Raw genomic sequence first — 17,238 nt, forward strand, 5'->3', positions numbered from 1 at the left:
TCTGCTTACTCGCGGACGTGCCTGTTCGTGTTATTCTGCTTCCGTTCGTTCAATCGTGATGACACCCGGTGGACGATGCGGGAAGGTCAACGTCAGACCGGCAAAGCGACAAATATCATCTTCGTTCGGTGCCCGGTGCACCCACTCGATCGTCTCTTGTCGTGCTAGCGCGTGGCGGATCCGGTTATCGGCTTGTGTACGCGAGATGCCGCGGCAATCGACGTTCGTGATATACGTTGCTTCGTCCGACTCGATCTGTTGCCAAATCCCGAGGATCAGTTGACCAATCGGACTGACGGATTGACCATCCGGTTCTTCACTGCTGACGGCATCATCGAGCATTTCGATGACAGCGTCACACGTCTCACCGGAAGCAAGCAATCGCGTCGATCCTTGTTGTAGAATCCGGTATCGCGTCACGCCGTTCTCGAGCCACAAGCGCTGTGCGAATGGATTGACCGGAACACCGTGGAAAAATGTCTGCGTCCCGCGCCAAGCAAAACCAAATGATGGATCGTACGCCCGAATCGTCGCCATGGCGCGATCATGGAACTTAGCGATCGTCTGTCGTTCTGTTTCCAGTAAAGTCCGGATCGCGTTATCGTCTTCTAACGGGACCGTCTTTGGTGTCACGGTGAATAATTCCGATTCCGGTAAGCGGTGTGGGGATAAAATCGTTCCGTCGAATCGATAATCGTTCGCCGGACGTCCAGTGCGCCCGACGGATAAGCGCCACGTTCGTTCTTCCGGCATGAAGGCATAACTTTGATGGGCAAAAGGTGGTGCGACGAACAGTCCCGGAAACGGATCGAATGTGTCGACTCGCAGGACGTCACCGTCATACCAACACTCTTCGATCAGACGGACGAGCCGTCCGACGGGTGCATTACGGTCCGTCAGGTAACGACCGGTATTCGCATGAAATCCGAGTAGGAACTCGCGCTCTTCTTCTTGGAACGTCACCATCAAGAGTTGGAACAACGACGCAATCTGCTGCTCGACGAGTTGTGGCTCCTCCTCCGTCTTTGCCTCGAAGGCGACCATCTTCCAGCCGGACCGCTCATACAGATGGATCGTCACCGGAAAGAACAGGAAGGCACCATGTGTCGCTTCGAGCTTGACCATGTCCTGCGATGCTAATCGTTCCGTCAGTAGGGAAAAGCCCATTCGTTCGAAATGATCTTGCAGCCGTCGTTTCCAATGTGTGAACTCCACGCAATCCTCTCCTCTCGCGAATTATGCGCCGCGCTTTCGTAACGGATTCTTTGACCAGTAGATGTAGAGACCAACGAGTCCCGCGATGCCGATGAGATAAGACGGCGTTCCGCTGACTTGAATTAAGACGTCTGGTGCCGGGAAGACCGTCACGAGCAGTGCCTTGTAGGTTGAAAATAAAATGAAGCTGATGACGAATTGAATCCACACCCGCGGTTTGACTTGTTTAAGCTTCGGTGCCGTGATGACTTGTGACATCGCGTCGATCAAGAATAGAGCGATGATCGAGAAGAATAAGTAGTCAATCAAAGCGAATTGGAACAATCCATCGATCCCTTCGATGAAGATGAACATCAGGATCGACGAGACATAGTTTCGCGTCCAGCGTTTTTGTGTCTCCATCCGGTGTCGTTGTGGTAATTCAGCAATCATCTGATCGAGGCGTGCTTCGACCGATAGTCCGTGAATCTCTTCGAATGGACGCTGTTTCCGCTGGGCTTCATAGATATCTGCCCGCAGACGGTCTTCAATCTCCGTCCGGTCCGGTTCTGCGACATTCAGGTTCAAGCGTGGTAAAACGGTTTCTAATAGACGTGTGTTGGCTTTCGTTAATTTCAATCGATTTCCCCCTTTTTCATGTTTAAGTATACTGGGTTTTTGGGAAAAATACGTAGTGGAAGTAAAAGATTGCTTGACGAAACGATGAAGAATGTTCAGAATTATTAAAATATAGTGTCGGAATCAGACAGAAAGGACGTGTCGGATCATGCGTCAAACATTGACGAGCGCCGCCTTGATCACCTTGCTGACAAGTGCGGGCATCGCCTTCCCGTTGGCTGAAGCGAAGCCACCCGTAGACCAAGAACCGATCGAACTCGATCAGCAACAGGAACAAACGCCTGAAACAGAATAACAATAACCCGCGCTCAAGCAGGAGCGCGGGTTATTTCATGTATCACTAGGTTGGGTGACGCGTTCGTCAATCGTGACGGTCCATGTAACGACCGTCGTACTGTCACGAACACCCTGTGCCTCGATTGTCGAGAGAAGTTCTTTGACACCACCTGATCGTAAAGTTTCCTCGATCTGCATCGCGTCAGCATATGGGGTTCCCGGGCACTCAAGCAAACCATCCGTCGTCACGAACAACTGATTCTCGCCTTGGCGCAATTCGCGGATCCCTCGCGCGTAACTCGGGACCGGTAACGCAAACGTGTTCGCGCGTCCAATCCATTCATAGAATTGACGCTGGTTCAAGGCGGCTTGTCCCATCTTCATCAGCTCCGGGTGAAACAGATACAAGACGACGTCACCGACCGAGAACCACCAGATGAAGCGCCCTTTCCGGACGGCAATCAAACAAGCGGTTTCTCCTTGCAACGTCGCACACGCCGCTAAAAAGTCCGGATCTTGAAATAGATCCAGCACGGTCGTCTCGATTCGTTGGAATGCGTCCGTAAGTGGGGCATCAAGATCAGTCCGAATGCGCGACTCGTGTTGTGCTAACTGCTGTAAGACAAGTGTTGCACTATCCGCTGTCTTATGAGCGTCTAAGACGACGGTCATCTCCCAATCGTCGCCGATCAAGATGGCAGCCCCGTCTTCGTTTTTATATTGACCGCTTCTTGAGCAGCCTCCGAATCGACCGAGCGTCACCCGACCAATCTGGTCAATCTGCTTCGTGTCGACGAATGGTTCGTCGGATCCGACCCAGAAGTAGGATGGATGTGTCGTCTGCATGCATCAGTCTTCCCTTCTTTACATCTCCCGCAAGTACGGTTGCAAGAATAAGCGTAATCGTTTTTCGTAGTTATCCGGGTCCATCGTGTAGGTCTCGTCATGATCGGCATCGCGAACCGGATACAATTGTTTTAATCCCGTTTTTGCTTGATACAGTTCATACATCATCCGGACCGGGACGAGTTCGTCCTTCATTCCATGAATGAACATCGTCGGAACCCGACTCTTCGTTGCTTGACGGGTCACCGAGACGTCACCATAAAAGAAATCTTGCTCGCCCTTGTTCCACATGCTCGCGATCGTCAGAGACGGAAGTGCCGGGTAACGGATCTGTTCGTCCGCAAGTAGACTGAGCCAGTCGTCGAGTCGGGCGTAAGCTCCTTCAGCGACGATCGCCCGGACTTGGGTTGGTACGGTCTCGCCAGAAGCGAGTAAGACGGTCGCTGCGCCGACACCGAGTCCATGATAGACGATCCGTGTATCGTCTCCGTTTTCAGCAAGCAAGCGCTTCGTCCATTCCAAGACATCCAGTCGATCGAGCCAACCGTAATTCCGGACGCCACCGCTTCGATCCTGCCCACGCCGTTCGATGAGTAAGACATTGAAATTAGCCTCATGGTAATAGCGGGCAAGTGCATAAACACCGGTCTGTGAAAACATCATCTCATCCGGGACGAGGAGGACTGTCTGTTTGCTACCGTCAACCGGTAGATAACGACCGAAGCGGACGAGCCCGTCCTTCGACCATTGCTGTGTCTCGCTCGTTTGTTTGAACCATGTCTCGTCTTTCGTCACCTGTCCGTCCGTTCTCGTCGTCTTCAGAATCGGAGAAGCGTCCGACTGACCGATCAATGTTTCTTGCATCCGGTATCCATCATAGACGATGAACAGTAGCAGACACGTGACGAGCAACACGATGCCGATTCCCCATTTGCGCATGTGCTTCGCTTCCTTTCCGACAGTGAGTCTTTCCTTATTCGTCGTCGGTTTTCACTTCCCCTGCTAACGGGGTCGAAAGGAACGATTGTTTATACCAGCGCTGTAAGGTATCGATATCCGTTCGTTCAAAATAAAGCGCGTTAAAAGCAGTATTGCCCCGTAGTTGAATCTCAATCCGGGCAATCTCCTTTGCTTCGAGCCAGCGAGAAACGGACCAGGTCAATTCCTCGATTTTCAGTCGTGGCGTATAGACGGTCTCTTTTTGGACCCATTGTTTGCGTAACATCAAGAGATCGTGGCCGGTTCCGAAACGGGTCTTTCGGTAACCGCTGCGCACAGCGAAGTAATAGAACGGTAACCAGATGAATAGAAGCAAGATTAAGAATCGCCAGGAAGAATCAAGGACGATGATGGCGACACTGCTTAGTGCTGTAAATAACAGCGCATAACCGAGTAACGGCCAACGAACCCGGTAGCGAAAGCCGATCGGTGCGACCTCGTGCTGCGGGTGGAACTGACGAAAGCGCGGCAGATATGTCGCTAGGAACGGATCGATTTCGTTCGTCCGGATGAATGGATGGAGCAACAGTCGCTCCTTTTCTCCAGTCGCCGAGATGATGTGTAAGGACAGACTCGCTCGACCGATCAACCGCTGAATCCAGCTTTCCTGAATGACGAGGGCTTGAATCTTATCAGCATGAAACGCGACCTCGGTCCGGTTCAACATTCCGTACCCGATCAATAATCGGTTGTGTTGCAAGACGGCACGGTACGAACCGTATTTCAAGATATAGACGATGATCGAGCCGATATAGATGACGAGTAAGACGAGTACGCCAAGTCCCGTCAAGACGAACAACGATAAATGCGCGAGTTCCGAGAACAGTCGATCGACATAACGTTCAATGAACTGATCGATGAATTGATAAGCGGTTCCGATTCCGACGAGCGCTAGTCCGACGCGTCCTGACAAGGCACCGGCTAATGCCAAATCGCGGACAGGGATCGTATAGGCGACTTCTTCCTGTTGTTCTTCGACGACGAGTTGCCCCTCGTTTTTGATCGACGACTTTAGTTCTTTCGCAAAATCAAGACGGATTCCCTTTAGTTCGACTTCTGGTGTTCCGCTCTCGGACGACGTCTCGACGGTCAACGTCGCAAGACGCAGCAGTCGTTCGATGACGTTTTGCTGAATGCCGATCGACTCGATCCGTTTACGTTGCGTCGTCCGTTCACTTTTTTGGAGAATTCCTTTGCGGACCCGAATCGTCTCGGCATCAATCGTGAACGTATAGAAATACCAGGAGGCGATCCCGTATAAGAGGACTAACACAATCCCAACACTGATCCCGATCCACGTATAGGTGTTGATCTCGCCTTTGCGGATCGCATTTAAAATCAAGGCGGCGAACGGAATCAGGAGCGAGCGGATGATCGAGATACTCGACATCACGATGAACAGCGGGTGGACTCGCCGGGTCATAACGATTCCTCCTCCCGTTCCTCGAGTTTCGCAAAGCGTTCGACTTGTGTGCGTAGCGCGTCTCCTTGCGCACGATCGAGTCGTGACAACGTGACGAAGCCGGATGCCGTTCGAATATCAAGTGTGATCAAATCATAGCGACGCAGGATCGGTCCCGTTTGGCTATCGATCAATTGCACCTTGACGAGCGGCACGGTGACTTCGCGGCGGAAGAAGATGCCGTTGCGGACGACGAGAAATTCCTCATCGATGCGATAACGCATATACTTCAAGCGAAGAACGGGTATGTAGACGATACGGGGAATGAAATAGATCAGCCAAAGCAGACCGGCGATACCCATCCACCAAGGTGTCAGGTCGAGCCACATGACTTGGGTAATCGTCGTTCCGATCAAAATGACGGCGATCAAGCCGTGTAACGGCAACAATCCGAGCCGTTCTGCTCGAATCGATCGTTCTGGCAGCGTATGCCATTGTACAGTAGACATCAAAAAAACACTTCCTTTCGTTTCCATTTACGGTTAAAAACGTCGCTTGGTTTCAGACAGCGGTTGACATTTTGTTTGATTTCATCGCATATATAGAAGTGAAGAACTGTAACACCAAGGAGGAACCATGTTAACTTTTGAAGAAAAACTACGAATTATCGAGACTTTCCCACAGCTCGTCCGCAAAGATGTCTCGCTAAAACGCGTCAATTTCCAATTCCCGGACAGTCAGTATGAGAAGAAGAATCTCGTCTATCATTTGCATCCGAACGGAAACGGCTTCGTCTATGCCGCTGGTCTACCAGGTTATGAAACGGACGAAAAAGGATTCGTCAATATCCGTGAATTTTCAGAGCCTGCTTTAATTCTCTTATTAGAAGATGCAATCAAAGCACTCTCGACGGTCCAATCGGTCGAAACACTCGAAGAAACATGGGTCAACGATAACCAGTTCGAATTAACGTTGCTCAATGAAGACATCGACACGTGGCTCGTCTACGCTGGTGATCTTTTAGACGGTGCATTCAACTCGTATAAGGAAGCAGCGAACTATCTTGAAGAAGAAGGTTTCCGCCGTAAATAAGACAATGAGCGATCCGGTTAATCCGGGTCGCTCATTTTCATGACGAGACGATTCAGTGCCGCTTTGACGACGCGTAAGTCTTCTTCGTCGACGTCGAGTGTCTGGACGAGATCAAGCGGAACAGTCTCTGCTTGTTTCCGTAACGCACGACCAGCATCCGTTAAAAAGATCTGGATGTGCCGTTCGTCTTCCGGCTTACGGACGCGTCGCAACAGATCTGCCGCTTCGAGTTTCTTCAGTAACGGCGTCAACGTTCCCGAATCAAGATGGAGCCGTTCACCGATGGCTTTCAGCGATTGTCCCTCCTCTTCCCAGACGACGAGCATGACGAGATATTGCGGATACGTCAGACCAAGTGGTTCAAGTAACGGACGATAACGACGCGTGATCTCACGCGAAATCGCATAAAACGGAAAACAGAGTTGTTCATCTAAAGCTAACGGGTTCATAAAAAATTCCTCCTATCGTGAGCAAACGAGTTGCATTTCGATTTAAATTGTATACAATCTAATTGTAAGCTACTTATTTGAATCTAACAACGAAAGGGAGTTACACACATGAAACCAATGTTCACATCATCTGCAACAGCTGTCGGAGGTCGCGACGGACGCGTCGTATCGGAGGACGGTATTCTTGACGTCGCCCTCGCAATGCCGGTACCAGGATCGAAAAAACAAGCAACGAACCCAGAACAACTCTTTGCTGCAGGATATTCTGCTTGCTTCGACTCTGCCTTGAACATGGTCGCTCGCAAACAAGGGATCAAACACGATGGCAGTGAAGTCACAGCACACGTGACATTAAATGAAGCAGCTGACGGATTCATGCTTTCCGTCGAACTCGATGTTCTCGTCCGTGGGATCTCGGAAGAAGCGGCGGCTGAACTTGCGAAAGTCGCGCATACGGTCTGCCCTTACTCACGTGCGACTGCTGGAAACATCCAAGTCGACGTCTACACACGTACGACTGACGCAGAATAAGTGTAGCATTTCTAGCCAGCCTGAGGTTTACTCTCAGCTGGTTTTTGTTTTTATAATAATTTTGGTAGTTGAAATAATTATATTCTTGATGATGAACGGTTGCTCTTACAAAAAGAACAACCGCTCTTTTTTCATAGTTGATGGACCGATAAGATGACGAGTTCCCCGGATACGGTGACATAATAGGCATCCTCGAACCAGTAGCGTTCATTGTGTTCTGCGTCATAGACCGTGACCATTGGTTCCGCGTCGTCTCCGATCGCTTCGTGTAGATAAAAGCGTCCACGTAAGACACGTTCGAACGGCTCCTTATCGAGGAATCGGGCACCGTTGCGTAAGTTGATCACTTCATGATGGTGCTCGGACCGGTCATTGACGATGAAGATCGTCGACTCGACGTCATCGTACGTGAAGTCGAGCGGTTCATAGTCACTCCACTGAATCCGGGCAACCTCTTCGACACTCGCTTCCGTATCAATCCGGTAAAAGATTTCTTCGTTCAAACGATCGGTATAGGCACTGAAGATCAGATGCCCTTCCTGTTCTCCGAGATACTGAACGGTATCCCCTTCCCCTTCTAACTTCAACAAGGTTGCGAACGATAAGTGCTCAACACCACGTTCGATCTCCTCGATCAAGGTTGGTAGTGGGGCAATCAACAGACTTTCCGAGTGGTCGATCGGATCTTCTGGTGAGATGACACCACTTTCAAGGGCATCATAGAACGAGAACTCATCGAGCCGAGCATTACAGACGATGTACTCCTTCTCTTCGAGCGTGACGAGAAAGAAATAGAGTTCCCGGTAATTCTCCGTCATCCCGTAGAGCCGTGGATCGCGAATCGTCTGCCGCGATTCATCCTTGACGTCATACAAAAACGCAGACGTCGTATCGGTCGTTTGTAAGAATACGAGATAGTTCTCATTGAGCACCCAGTAGAGCGTCAAATCTCCTTCGACATAAAACGACGCAATCTGCTCCCGTTTACCGGACAAGAGATCGATGACGAGCACTTCCGTCTCCCCGCCCTGCTCTTGCGTATGTTCATTCAAACAATAGACTCTTCCGTGCCGCACGAACGGTCGGGTTGGTCCGTGATCCGTCAAGGCTTCTGGCGTTAGATCGACCTGTTCCTGATCTTCAAGATCATATCGGCTGATGTGGTAACGGGCGTCATCAAGACGACGTCGAAAATAGATCGACGATGGTGTGACATGCAAGACATCCATATGATCGGCGGGTAAAGCACGGGCATCCACTATTTCCATGATTAATCTCCTCCCGGACACGTACTACTTGTCTTTTTCCCACGAATCGTACTGCTTCAAACAGGGTCTTGCTGTGCGTTTAACGAAGCAGAGTGCTACAATATGGCTAGATGACTACAGGATGAGGAAGGTGCGAAACGGTGCAATCACAAGATTTAAATACGATGATGCTCGAATATGTCAACGATAAGGAAGAATACGATGCCTACGCCGACAAGTTGAAGATGCTCTTGTCCGAGTTGCTCGACGCGGCAGGCATCAAATACCACTCGATCGTCGCCCGGACGAAGGACTCCGAGAGTCTGTATCAAAAAGTCTTACGGCAGCCGAATAAATACCGTTCACTTAAGGACGTCCATGACTTGACCGGGATTCGGATCGTCACTTATTTCCATGACGATGTCCGGGAAGCGGCACGCATCATCGAGAATGAGTTCGCGATCGATCGCGATCAATCGGTCGATAAGTCAACGTTGCTCGATACGACAGAATTCGGTTATCTCTCGGTCCACTTCGTCGCTTCACTGAGCGATCAGCGGCTTGCCCTGAGCGAGTATGGTCGTTTCAAGGATTACACGGCTGAGATCCAAATCCGCTCGATCCTGCAACACGCGTGGGCGGAGATCGAACATGATCTCGGATATAAAAATCCGAACAGTGTCCCAGCAGAAGTCCGGCGCAGCTTCAGTCGGGTGGCAGGATTACTCGAAATCGCCGATCAGGAGTTCGTCAACATCAAGAAACAGTTGAAACAATTTGAAGACGAGACCGTTCAACAAATCTTGTCTGACCCCCATCAAGTCCGGATCACGGCAGATAACTTGAACTACTTCATCGATCACTCCCCGGTCATAAACGAGCTCGATAAACGACTCGTTACATCGCAAATGATGCTCGATTCCGATCAACAACTGATCAACGAACTGATTCGGATGTTCCATTATGTCGATATCCGGACGTACGGAGAGTTGATTGAAGCCGTGACGACGCACAGTCCGCTCGCCTTACGCTGTGCGAAGGTCATGCCGAATCCGTTCCTGCCTCGTCAAGGAATCGGCATCGCCTATATCTGCATGGCGCTGACAATTGCTGGCGAAGATACACACCGGATCGACTACTTCTTCCGCCGCTTCTATCCAGAACTGCGCAACGTCGAAGAGATCGTCGCCCAAGTCGCTCGCGTCGTCGAAACAGATGATTCAAGAGAAAAATATTGATTAAACTAAAATTTTTCACTATACTAAATCACGAGTGAAAGAAACTACGGTATAGAAAGAGTGAACGATACATGGCAACTACACTAGAAGTAGCACAACGCGATCAGTTGATCGTTGATACAGAAAAAGGATTACGGATGAACTACCGCGCGATCAAGAAGGACGTGCGTAGCATGTTCACGACGTACTTGACACGCAATGAGTTCTTCATCTTGAAGTCCCTTTGTGCGAACAGTCCGCAAATCGCCTCTGCCCTCTCGCAAGAGTTTCAATTCTCAGCGAGCATGATCACGGCATTAGCAGACGAATTGACGAAAAAAGAGTTGATCTCGCGTGAGCGAAGCGAACTCGATCGTCGTGTCGTCGAACTCCGCGCCACTCCAAAAGGCATCGAGCTCTATGAAAAACTCGAATCGATGAAGATGGATTACCTCGCAGACGTCTTCGAGGACTTCTCGGATCAGGAACTCGAACTGTTCCGGACGCTCTTGACGAAGCTTGAAAAAACAATCTAAGCTGTTCAATCGAACGGATCCGGTCAGGACGACCGGATCCGTTTTTTAGTAAATTCAGGAGGAGGAAACGCGATGTTTGATTTCGAATCGGTGCAACAGTTGCGACAGACAGGGCAATATGAAGCAGCGAAGGCTGTCGTCCGTCAGTATGTCGAGACGGCACCTAACGACCCGACCGTTCTCTATCAGATGGCGTGGTGTCATGATAGTCTCGGTGAGGAGCAGGCTGCAATTCCCTATTATGAACAAGCACTAGCGCTCGGTCTTACAGGTAAGGAACGCTTACAGGCATATATCGGACTCGGCAGTACATATCGTGTCATCGGTCAGTTCGAAGTTGCGTCAGACGTGTTCCATCGTGCGCTCCGTGAGTTTCCGGACGCCCATGCCCTGCAAGCCTTCCTCGCGATGACGGAATACAATCTCGGTCAAGCCGATCAGGCAGTCGGTCGGTTGCTGAAGAGTCTTGCTACGACGTCGTCGGACGCCTCGATCCAGACATTTGACCGAGCAATCCGTTATTATGCCGATCATTTGGACGAGATCGTCAAAGAATGAACGGCAACGGTTGACGAGTGCTCGTTTTGCACAGCATAATGTAACAGCCAAGCGGACTCGCTTTTGGCAGGAAAGGAAGTTAAGGATGTCATCAAAAAAAGTATGGACAGTAGAAGGTTATGAAGAACAAGGGCAAGAAAAACACGGCAAGGCAAGCAAGTCAGAGACATATACGAATGAAGCCGATGCTAAGAAAGCTGCTAAAAAGATGGCGGATCAGAATGATCATCTCGACGTCTACGTCATTTATACGAGTACGGTAAACGGTAAAACAGAAGAACGATTCTTCAATTCGAACGGCAAGTATAGTGAAGAAGGCTTCGAGTGGTAAGTATCGCTTCGAATATATGATTCAGACCAAACATGATGCGTTCGTTTCTCAGTCAAGAGAGACGAACGCATCATGTTTTTATTGTCCTTGCTGTTCAAGTCTCATACCAAAGTGGGATGTCTCGCTGAAAACCAGCATGATCCTGAATGATTCGCTGGACACGTCGTTGCATTGCCTCTAACCCGTCTGCATCGAACCGCTTCGTCCAGACGAGTGCTGAAAAGACGACCATCGCCATGTAAAGACTATACATTCGCCAAAAGTCGGATGGTACTTCGGTCTCGAAATACCCCTCGATCAAGTGACGGGCAAATACCGGACTCGTCTCGACCTGAAACAGACCACATTTGACGAAATCATGCCACGGATCGCCATAATCATGATTCCCGTAATCAAGGAATGCGGAAAGATGCCCATCCTCGACAAGGAGATTATCGAGATGAACGTCATCATGTTGCAACTGGTTCGGACGTGTCTGAAGTAACGGAATCCGCTCGCTAATGAATCGATGAAGACGCTCGATCCACGTTGGCTCAAGCAACCCGTCAATCGCTGCGCGGTAGCGGTCATGTTTCGTCTGGCAACGTTCGCTCCAAGACGTCATTTCGCTCGGTGCAGTGACGTCATGAATGCGTCTCAACGCTTGCCCTGTCTCCTGACCGAGTCGGGGTGCTAATTCCGGTGTCTCCTTGAGTACGCTTCGAACGGTTTGTCCGGGGAGGTAGGGATAGATACCGTAAGCGGTCGTTGCGGTCCGTCCGGTCGCTAGCGGTAAGGCATGAGAGATTCCCTCTTGTTTTGGGATCGCGACAGCGGCTTCTCGTTCAAATTGACGACTAGACGGATCCGTCACGACCTTGACGATGTAGTGCGCTGTTGCCGTCTTGACGGACCAGACGGCTTGGCGCGATCGACCAGATAACTGTCTTTTGCTTACAACGTGCGTGAGTAAGGGATGCGAAGGTAACATGAAGACTCCTTTCTGACATTAAAAAGAGGACGCATCTTGCGTCCTCATCGTCATGCCTGTGGAATGTAGCCAGCAATGATCTCAAGCAGATCGGCATACGCTGTCTCAAAATCGATGTTTTCAATCATATAATCATAATGATCGCGGTCTTTCCACGCTTCCTCGTAATCGACGAGTCGCGCTTCAAACTCCGGTGTATCCCCGCGCATCAACAGTCGTTCCTTCATCAAGTCGGGTGGGACCGAGACGAAAATCGTGATCACTTGGTCGCCAAACAAACGCTTGAAGTTCGCCGCCCCTTTCGGATCAATGTCCTTGATGACGATTTGATCCTGTTCGAGGACATCGACATACGCTTGACGCGGTGTCCCGTACCACGCCCGGTGGACGTGGGCGTATTCGATGAAGCCGTCGTCTTGGATCAATTGTTGGAACGTCTTGACGTCGACGAAATGATAGCTTGCTCCATCAATCTCTGTCGGTCGTTTCGGTCGGGTCGTCACCGACGGGATGAACCGGACGTGCGCGTATTCCGTTCGCAGACGTTTGATCAGGGAGGACTTTCCGCTGCCCGATCCACCAATCAAGAGAATGATTTTACCTGACATCGTTTTCCCCCTGTTGTTGTGTCGTGAAGTAACCTGTAAAGCGAAGAGCGAACTGTTCGAGTTCACTATCGACGACCGTTCCGTAAATCGGTCGAATGACGATTAAATAGCGTTCATACGAGATGATCCGGGATGTCTCGTTTCGTGTCATCTGGACTTGTTCTTCCGGATAACTCTCGACGTAATACCAATCGACCGCAATTCGTTCATCGGATGGGGTCTCATAAATCCAGGTCACCGTCGTTCCATCCGCAGGAAGGGTGCTTTTCAAGGTGAAGCGCTGAATCTGCTTCAGTTCCCGTTTCGCTGACGCAAGTCCTGCCTGATAATCCGCAGGGCGCATCGGTGTCGTCGTCACTTGCTTCGGTTTTGGTTCCGGCAAGCGGGCAAAGCCAAGCTGAAGTCCGACGAATAAAGCGACGAGCGACAAACTGATGACGAATACGTATTCCTTGCGCATCCCTTCCTCCTCCTCATCCTTCGAATGTGTCGCGCATCCCTTTTGGATCATTGACGATGACGGCGTCGACACCGATTCGTTGCATCTGCCGGACATCCTCGACCGTCTTCGGAGTGTAAACCCGGACCGTGACGTCTTGCGCGTGAGCGAACGCAACGTCCGCTTCCGTCACCCGTCGATAATCGGGATGGATACCGGTCGCACCAATTCGGAGGGCTTGTTCTTCCGGATGATAGATCGGATACGGATAGAGAATCGCTGTCTCAACGCGTGGGTCGAGCTTTTGGATCAAGGCAACCGAATAATGGTTGAACGAACTGAATAACAGCCGGTCGGTCGCGATGCCGTGTGCGGCACAGCGTTCAAGGACATACGCTTCAAGCCCGTCATAGCGGATCGTATCCGTTTTCAGCTCGATGTTGAGCCGCAGGGTCACTGGTGCAAGGATTGCGAGGACTTCGTCAAGCGTTGGAATCTTCGTCTTGATCGGTTCCCCTTTGAATCGTGCTCCAGCATCCAGAGCCTGCAGTTCAGCAACCGTCATGTCGATGACACGTCCTGTCCCGTTCGTCGTCCGGTTGACGGTCTCATCGTGAATAATGACACCGACACCGTCCTTTGAGAAATGGACATCGAATTCGACCCCATCGACGTCGTCTTCAATCGCAGCAGCGATGGCTTCGAGCGTGTTCTCCGGAAAACGGTCACTGACGCCGCGGTGTGCAAACCACAACATCAGAGTGCCTCGACGACACGCGTGTATTTCTTCGTCAAGTAGTTGACGAGTGGTGCGACAGAGATCGATTGCCCCGTTGCTGCTTCGATCAGTTCAGCCGGTGTCTTCGATTTCCCGTGACGGTGGATGTTCTCTTTCAGCCAGCCTTTGATTGGAGCGAGTGTTCCCGCCGCGATCAGACCATCGACGTTATCGACGTCACGACGAAGCGCTTCGTTGAGCTGTGCCGCATAGACGAGACCGAGCGCGTAACTTGGGAAGTAACCGAACGAGCCACCTGACCAATGGACGTCCTGTAAGACGCCTTTTGCGTCACTCGGCACATCCACACCGAGATACTCTTTATAGAGGCGGTTCCATTCTTGCGGAAGATCCTTGACTTCGAGCTCTTTCGTCATCAAGCGTTTTTCCAGCTCATAGCGGATGATGATATGAAGCGCATACGTCAATTCATCGGCTTCGATCCGAATCAGTGACGGTTTTACTTCATTGACCGCGGCATAGAAGCGTTCGAACGGAACGTCAGCCAGTGACGGAATCGCTTGTTGTAAGCCATGATAACGTGCGTCGAGGAAACCTTGGTTGCGTCCGATGAAGTTCTCAAAGAACAGTGATTGTGATTCGTGAATCCCCATCGAAGCCCCGTCACCAAGACCGAGTGAATCGAGTTCCGGTTCGATCCCTTGCTCATACGTCGCGTGTCCGGCTTCATGCATCGTGCCGAAGACAGAGTTCCGGTAGTCGTTCTCATCGTATTTCGTCGTGATGCGTGCGTCCTTCCGGTTGATCGTCGTCTGGAACGGATGGACCGTCTCATCCAAGCGACCAGACGTGAAATCATAGCCGATATCGCGGAGCCACTCTTGGTTCAAGGCGATCTGTGTCTCGCGGTCCGCTGACCAATCAAGCGTCGGGAAGTCTTTTCCTTCGAGCTGACCGAGCAAACCAATGATTGCTTGACGAAGTTCTGCGAACAACGGATCAAGTGTCGCGACCGTCATCCCCGGCTCATAATCATGGAGCAATGCGTCATATGGGTGCGCGTCATAGCCCCAGTACTCGACGAACTGGCGCTCCATCGCGACGATTTTCTCGAGGTATGGTTCGAACATCGACCAATCGTTTGCGTCCTTCGCCTTTTCCCAGACGCTCTCTGCCTCAGAGATCAACGTGATGAACGTTTGGTACTCGGCTTCTGGAATCTTCGAGTCGCGATCGAATGCCTCTTTTGCTTTTGCGAACGAGATCGCTTCGATGCCCGTCAGCGTCTCTTGCTCCATTGCTGCTAGTAATTGTTGGTATGTTTCGCCTGTCCGGCGACGGAAGCTCTCTGTCGAGAGGAATCCGATCGACGCGGAACGGTTTGCTGCGCCTTGATCCGGCATGTATGTCCGCATGTCCCAGTAAAGTAATGCGACGGCTTCTTCGTATGCGCGAAGACCATCGAAATGGTCGCGCCATTGTTGTGTCGTTGACATGATTAAAAACCCCCTTGAAGTATGTAACAGTGTAACATTTTTAGCATATCACATAATGTTCAAAACTTTCACACACAAGTGATTTTTGAAACTTTTCCTGTCAGATGAGCGTATAATGGGTATAAGAAATGAAGGAGGAAAGGAAGTGACACCATTGAAAACTGACGCTGAGTTAGCGCAATTGATCCAATTGAAAGAAACAGGCTTCGTTTGTACGATCGAGCATCTTCCGAGTGAACTTGACTTAATCGGGACAGGACGAAGTGCGTTCGTCTTTCGCATCCGCGGCACGGATCGCGTCATCAAGAAATTTTACCCGTCGTTTCGAACGCTCGCTGATCTCGAAGGGAGCATCTACGCACAGTTGACTGATTTTCCGACGTATGCGCAAGTCTACGAATACGGTGCCGATTATATCGTGCTTGAATACATTGAAGGTCAAACGTTATTTGAATGTCTCGTCAGCGGGACGTTCATCCCAGAATCCGTCTTAACGACAGTCGATACGGCTTTAGCACAAGCACGATCCGTCGGTTTGAACCCATCAGACATCCATTTACGCAATATCCTTTTGACCGCTAACGGAACACGAATCATCGACGTCGCTCGGTTCCGTCAAACGGAACCGTGTACACAATGGGATGATTTGAAAAAGGCGTATCATTATGTGTATGCAAAACCGTTCTTCCCGAAAAAGTTGAGCGAGACGTTCCTCAATACGATTGCCGACGTCTATAAGGGACGATTATTCGAATCGATCCGAAAGACCGGTTAACGAAAAAGCGCGCTGGATTTCTATAAAAGAGAATCAGCGCGCTTTTTGTATGTAGCCATAGAATCTAATAGGCAAATGACCTGTCTTAGTGATTTTCGGTCTGTAAACATTAAAATCATTTATACGGTCAGTGAAATAAATTCACTTCGAATAAACAAGTCGAAAGACGATCATACTGGCGACGGCTAAGAGACGTTCATTCGTGTCACAGTCAAAGACGAGTCGCGCTCCGTGCCGTGACCCCGTCGCGATACAGTCCCCGTTTTGATAGACACCGATTTTTCGCGTAAGCGTCGAGGACCGAATCTGATACGCCTGATCGGCATACGAGACAAGTAACACTTCTTGCAGTCGTAATTGTTGTCGCAGTGCCGCATCGGTGCGGATTGTTCCGACATCGCGTCCGTCTTTGCGAATCACAAAATGTGTCGTATTGCGTAGCCACTCCGTCCTTGTCTCTTTAATTTGTAATTTTTCCCCGTCTCCTTCGAATGTTACGTCGAGGAAAAATGATTCAAACTTTTCGAAGCGCGCAAGGATTGCCTGCCACCACGTGGCGTAACGACGTGAGAACGTCAGCCATCGTTCATGCGCGAGAAAGACCGTATTCGTCTTTCGGCTCGCCCGGTCCGCTAAGCGAACGGATACTCCCTCTTCTACTCCTCGATAACGTAAATCGCAACGGATTTGCCACCATTCGACTCCACCGATAACGAAAGCGACGCCCGTTAAACCGAGTAATCCGTACAACTCACGTGGAGCGAGTTCCCCTGTCATCAAATAATGTCCAATCAAAGCGAAAAAGCATAAAACAATCAGTAGTATACTCTGAACCATAAACCATTCACACCTCCACTTTCATTTTTCCATAAAGCGACAAAAAATCCTCCTTTC

At 50.4% G+C, this 17,238-nt stretch carries 22 protein-coding genes; 8 read left to right on the forward strand and 14 right to left on the reverse strand.

Translation table 11 applies throughout. The annotated features are described in order from the left end of the window. Nucleotides 1-30 precede the first annotated feature (30 nt). Together NOM72_RS06715 and NOM72_RS06720 are read right to left on the reverse strand one after the other, a co-directional pair. A complete protein-coding gene (locus NOM72_RS06715; protein WP_174316314.1) occupies nt 31-1,215 on the reverse strand; it encodes a hypothetical protein in 1,185 nt (394 codons plus the stop codon). 21 nt (nt 1,216-1,236) lie between these two features. Further along, nucleotides 1,237-1,833, reverse strand: a complete 597-nt coding sequence (locus NOM72_RS06720; protein WP_023468300.1) for a hypothetical protein — start codon at nt 1,831-1,833, stop codon at nt 1,237-1,239. Nucleotides 1,834-1,981: 148 nt separating this feature from the next. Here NOM72_RS06720 and NOM72_RS06725 point away from each other — a divergent pair, with 148 nt between their 5' ends. Then, complete coding sequence (locus tag NOM72_RS06725; RefSeq protein ID WP_255998340.1) at nt 1,982-2,128, forward strand: hypothetical protein; 147 nt, start codon at nt 1,982-1,984, stop codon at nt 2,126-2,128. Nucleotides 2,129-2,163: 35 nt separating this feature from the next. On the opposite strand, the gene NOM72_RS06730 is transcribed toward NOM72_RS06725, so the two are convergent. Genes NOM72_RS06730 through NOM72_RS06745 form a run of 4 tightly spaced genes read right to left on the reverse strand, consistent with a single transcriptional unit; the run spans nt 2,164 to nt 5,865 of the window. Further along, complete coding sequence (locus NOM72_RS06730; RefSeq protein WP_055968101.1) at nt 2,164-2,955, reverse strand: PP2C family serine/threonine-protein phosphatase; 792 nt, start codon at nt 2,953-2,955, stop codon at nt 2,164-2,166. Nucleotides 2,956-2,973: 18 nt separating this feature from the next. Beyond that, entirely contained in the window at nt 2,974-3,894 is a 921-nt protein-coding gene (locus NOM72_RS06735; protein ID WP_255998343.1) for an alpha/beta hydrolase, read from the reverse strand. Between the two features lie 34 nt (nt 3,895-3,928). Continuing rightward, a complete protein-coding gene (locus tag NOM72_RS06740) occupies nt 3,929-5,377 on the reverse strand; it encodes a PH domain-containing protein (protein ID WP_255998344.1) in 1,449 nt (482 codons plus the stop codon). Further along, nucleotides 5,374-5,865 (reverse strand): PH domain-containing protein, encoded by a 492-nt coding sequence (locus tag NOM72_RS06745; protein WP_023468295.1) that lies wholly within the window; start codon nt 5,863-5,865, stop codon nt 5,374-5,376. Before NOM72_RS06745 ends, NOM72_RS06740 begins: the two co-directional genes overlap by 4 nt. Nucleotides 5,866-5,992: 127 nt before the next feature. Here NOM72_RS06745 and NOM72_RS06750 point away from each other — a divergent pair, with 127 nt between their 5' ends. Next, complete coding sequence (locus NOM72_RS06750; RefSeq protein ID WP_023468294.1) at nt 5,993-6,448, forward strand: hypothetical protein; 456 nt, start codon at nt 5,993-5,995, stop codon at nt 6,446-6,448. 17 nt (nt 6,449-6,465) lie between these two features. On the opposite strand, the gene NOM72_RS06755 is transcribed toward NOM72_RS06750, so the two are convergent. Then, nucleotides 6,466-6,897: a MarR family winged helix-turn-helix transcriptional regulator gene (locus tag NOM72_RS06755; protein ID WP_023468293.1), complete on the reverse strand. Its 432-nt coding sequence runs from the start codon at nt 6,895-6,897 to the stop codon at nt 6,466-6,468. Between the two features lie 108 nt (nt 6,898-7,005). On the opposite strand from NOM72_RS06755, the gene NOM72_RS06760 reads away from it, so the two are divergent. After that, a complete protein-coding gene (locus NOM72_RS06760; protein WP_023468292.1) occupies nt 7,006-7,428 on the forward strand; it encodes an organic hydroperoxide resistance protein in 423 nt (140 codons plus the stop codon). Nucleotides 7,429-7,559: 131 nt separating this feature from the next. On the opposite strand, the gene NOM72_RS06765 is transcribed toward NOM72_RS06760, so the two are convergent. Further along, entirely contained in the window at nt 7,560-8,696 is a 1,137-nt protein-coding gene (locus NOM72_RS06765) for a Six-bladed beta-propeller, TolB-like protein (RefSeq protein WP_255998345.1), read from the reverse strand. Between the two features lie 140 nt (nt 8,697-8,836). On the opposite strand from NOM72_RS06765, the gene NOM72_RS06770 reads away from it, so the two are divergent. The 4 genes from NOM72_RS06770 (at nt 8,837) to NOM72_RS06785 (ending at nt 11,317) form a co-directional block, all read left to right on the forward strand. Continuing rightward, on the forward strand, nt 8,837-9,913 hold the full coding sequence (locus NOM72_RS06770; protein ID WP_231681756.1) for a GTP pyrophosphokinase: 1,077 nt from the start codon (nt 8,837-8,839) through the stop codon (nt 9,911-9,913). Between the two features lie 71 nt (nt 9,914-9,984). Further along, nucleotides 9,985-10,428 carry a MarR family winged helix-turn-helix transcriptional regulator gene (locus NOM72_RS06775; RefSeq protein ID WP_023468290.1) on the forward strand — a complete coding sequence of 148 codons (444 nt, stop codon included), beginning with the start codon at nt 9,985-9,987 and terminating at the stop codon, nt 10,426-10,428. A gap of 72 nt (nt 10,429-10,500) precedes the next feature. Next, entirely contained in the window at nt 10,501-10,986 is a 486-nt protein-coding gene (locus NOM72_RS06780; protein WP_255998346.1) for a tetratricopeptide repeat protein, read from the forward strand. An 85-nt stretch (nt 10,987-11,071) separates the two neighbouring features. After that, nucleotides 11,072-11,317, forward strand: a complete 246-nt coding sequence (locus NOM72_RS06785; protein ID WP_023468288.1) for a hypothetical protein — start codon at nt 11,072-11,074, stop codon at nt 11,315-11,317. A gap of 94 nt (nt 11,318-11,411) precedes the next feature. Here NOM72_RS06785 and NOM72_RS06790 read toward each other — a convergent pair whose 3' ends face one another. Genes NOM72_RS06790 through NOM72_RS06810 form a run of 5 tightly spaced genes read right to left on the reverse strand, consistent with a single transcriptional unit; the run spans nt 11,412 to nt 15,569 of the window. Then, entirely contained in the window at nt 11,412-12,287 is an 876-nt protein-coding gene (locus NOM72_RS06790) for a phosphotransferase family protein (protein ID WP_255998347.1), read from the reverse strand. A gap of 50 nt (nt 12,288-12,337) precedes the next feature. Further along, on the reverse strand, nt 12,338-12,895 hold the full coding sequence (locus tag NOM72_RS06795) for a guanylate kinase (protein ID WP_029341679.1): 558 nt from the start codon (nt 12,893-12,895) through the stop codon (nt 12,338-12,340). Beyond that, nucleotides 12,885-13,355: a hypothetical protein gene (locus NOM72_RS06800; protein WP_023468285.1), complete on the reverse strand. Its 471-nt coding sequence runs from the start codon at nt 13,353-13,355 to the stop codon at nt 12,885-12,887. Before NOM72_RS06800 ends, NOM72_RS06795 begins: the two co-directional genes overlap by 11 nt. 13 nt (nt 13,356-13,368) lie before the next feature. Continuing rightward, nucleotides 13,369-14,091, reverse strand: coding sequence for a glycerophosphodiester phosphodiesterase (locus NOM72_RS06805; RefSeq protein WP_023468284.1), 723 nt, complete (start codon nt 14,089-14,091; stop codon nt 13,369-13,371). Next, a complete protein-coding gene (locus NOM72_RS06810) occupies nt 14,091-15,569 on the reverse strand; it encodes a carboxypeptidase M32 (protein WP_023468283.1) in 1,479 nt (492 codons plus the stop codon). The genes NOM72_RS06805 and NOM72_RS06810 overlap by 1 nt, the downstream gene beginning before the upstream one ends. 145 nt (nt 15,570-15,714) lie before the next feature. Here NOM72_RS06810 and NOM72_RS06815 point away from each other — a divergent pair, with 145 nt between their 5' ends. Continuing rightward, nucleotides 15,715-16,344, forward strand: coding sequence for a Lipopolysaccharide core heptose (II) kinase (locus NOM72_RS06815; RefSeq protein WP_023468282.1), 630 nt, complete (start codon nt 15,715-15,717; stop codon nt 16,342-16,344). 141 nt (nt 16,345-16,485) lie between these two features. On the opposite strand, the gene NOM72_RS06820 is transcribed toward NOM72_RS06815, so the two are convergent. Beyond that, nucleotides 16,486-17,181 (reverse strand): hypothetical protein, encoded by a 696-nt coding sequence (locus NOM72_RS06820; protein ID WP_255998348.1) that lies wholly within the window; start codon nt 17,179-17,181, stop codon nt 16,486-16,488. Between the last annotated feature and the right edge of the window lie 57 nt (nt 17,182-17,238).

Origin of the sequence: Exiguobacterium sp. LL15 (assembly GCF_024436095.1) — a bacterium.
GTDB lineage: Bacteria > Bacillota > Bacilli > Exiguobacteriales > Exiguobacteriaceae > Exiguobacterium_A > Exiguobacterium_A indicum.

Bases quoted from the DNA above. Each gene is read 5' to 3' on its own strand.
- NOM72_RS06750 (WP_023468294.1), top strand. From the start codon at position 5,993: ATGTTAACTTTTGAAGAAAAACTACGAATTATCGAGACTTTCCCACAG.
- NOM72_RS06730 (WP_055968101.1), bottom strand. From the start codon at position 2,955: ATGCAGACGACACATCCATCCTACTTCTGGGTCGGATCCGACGAACCA.
- NOM72_RS06760 (WP_023468292.1), top strand. From the start codon at position 7,006: ATGAAACCAATGTTCACATCATCTGCAACAGCTGTCGGAGGTCGCGAC.
- NOM72_RS06725 (WP_255998340.1), top strand. From the start codon at position 1,982: ATGCGTCAAACATTGACGAGCGCCGCCTTGATCACCTTGCTGACAAGT.
- NOM72_RS06745 (WP_023468295.1), bottom strand. From the start codon at position 5,865: ATGTCTACTGTACAATGGCATACGCTGCCAGAACGATCGATTCGAGCA.
- NOM72_RS06785 (WP_023468288.1), top strand. From the start codon at position 11,072: ATGTCATCAAAAAAAGTATGGACAGTAGAAGGTTATGAAGAACAAGGG.
- NOM72_RS06735 (WP_255998343.1), bottom strand. From the start codon at position 3,894: ATGCGCAAATGGGGAATCGGCATCGTGTTGCTCGTCACGTGTCTGCTA.
- NOM72_RS06790 (WP_255998347.1), bottom strand. From the start codon at position 12,287: ATGTTACCTTCGCATCCCTTACTCACGCACGTTGTAAGCAAAAGACAG.
- NOM72_RS06740 (WP_255998344.1), bottom strand. From the start codon at position 5,377: ATGACCCGGCGAGTCCACCCGCTGTTCATCGTGATGTCGAGTATCTCG.
- NOM72_RS06795 (WP_029341679.1), bottom strand. From the start codon at position 12,895: ATGTCAGGTAAAATCATTCTCTTGATTGGTGGATCGGGCAGCGGAAAG.
- NOM72_RS06775 (WP_023468290.1), top strand. From the start codon at position 9,985: ATGGCAACTACACTAGAAGTAGCACAACGCGATCAGTTGATCGTTGAT.
- NOM72_RS06810 (WP_023468283.1), bottom strand. From the start codon at position 15,569: ATGTCAACGACACAACAATGGCGCGACCATTTCGATGGTCTTCGCGCA.
- NOM72_RS06820 (WP_255998348.1), bottom strand. From the start codon at position 17,181: ATGGTTCAGAGTATACTACTGATTGTTTTATGCTTTTTCGCTTTGATT.
- NOM72_RS06800 (WP_023468285.1), bottom strand. From the start codon at position 13,355: ATGCGCAAGGAATACGTATTCGTCATCAGTTTGTCGCTCGTCGCTTTA.
- NOM72_RS06755 (WP_023468293.1), bottom strand. From the start codon at position 6,897: ATGAACCCGTTAGCTTTAGATGAACAACTCTGTTTTCCGTTTTATGCG.
- NOM72_RS06765 (WP_255998345.1), bottom strand. From the start codon at position 8,696: ATGGAAATAGTGGATGCCCGTGCTTTACCCGCCGATCATATGGATGTC.
- NOM72_RS06780 (WP_255998346.1), top strand. From the start codon at position 10,501: ATGTTTGATTTCGAATCGGTGCAACAGTTGCGACAGACAGGGCAATAT.
- NOM72_RS06805 (WP_023468284.1), bottom strand. From the start codon at position 14,091: ATGTTGTGGTTTGCACACCGCGGCGTCAGTGACCGTTTTCCGGAGAAC.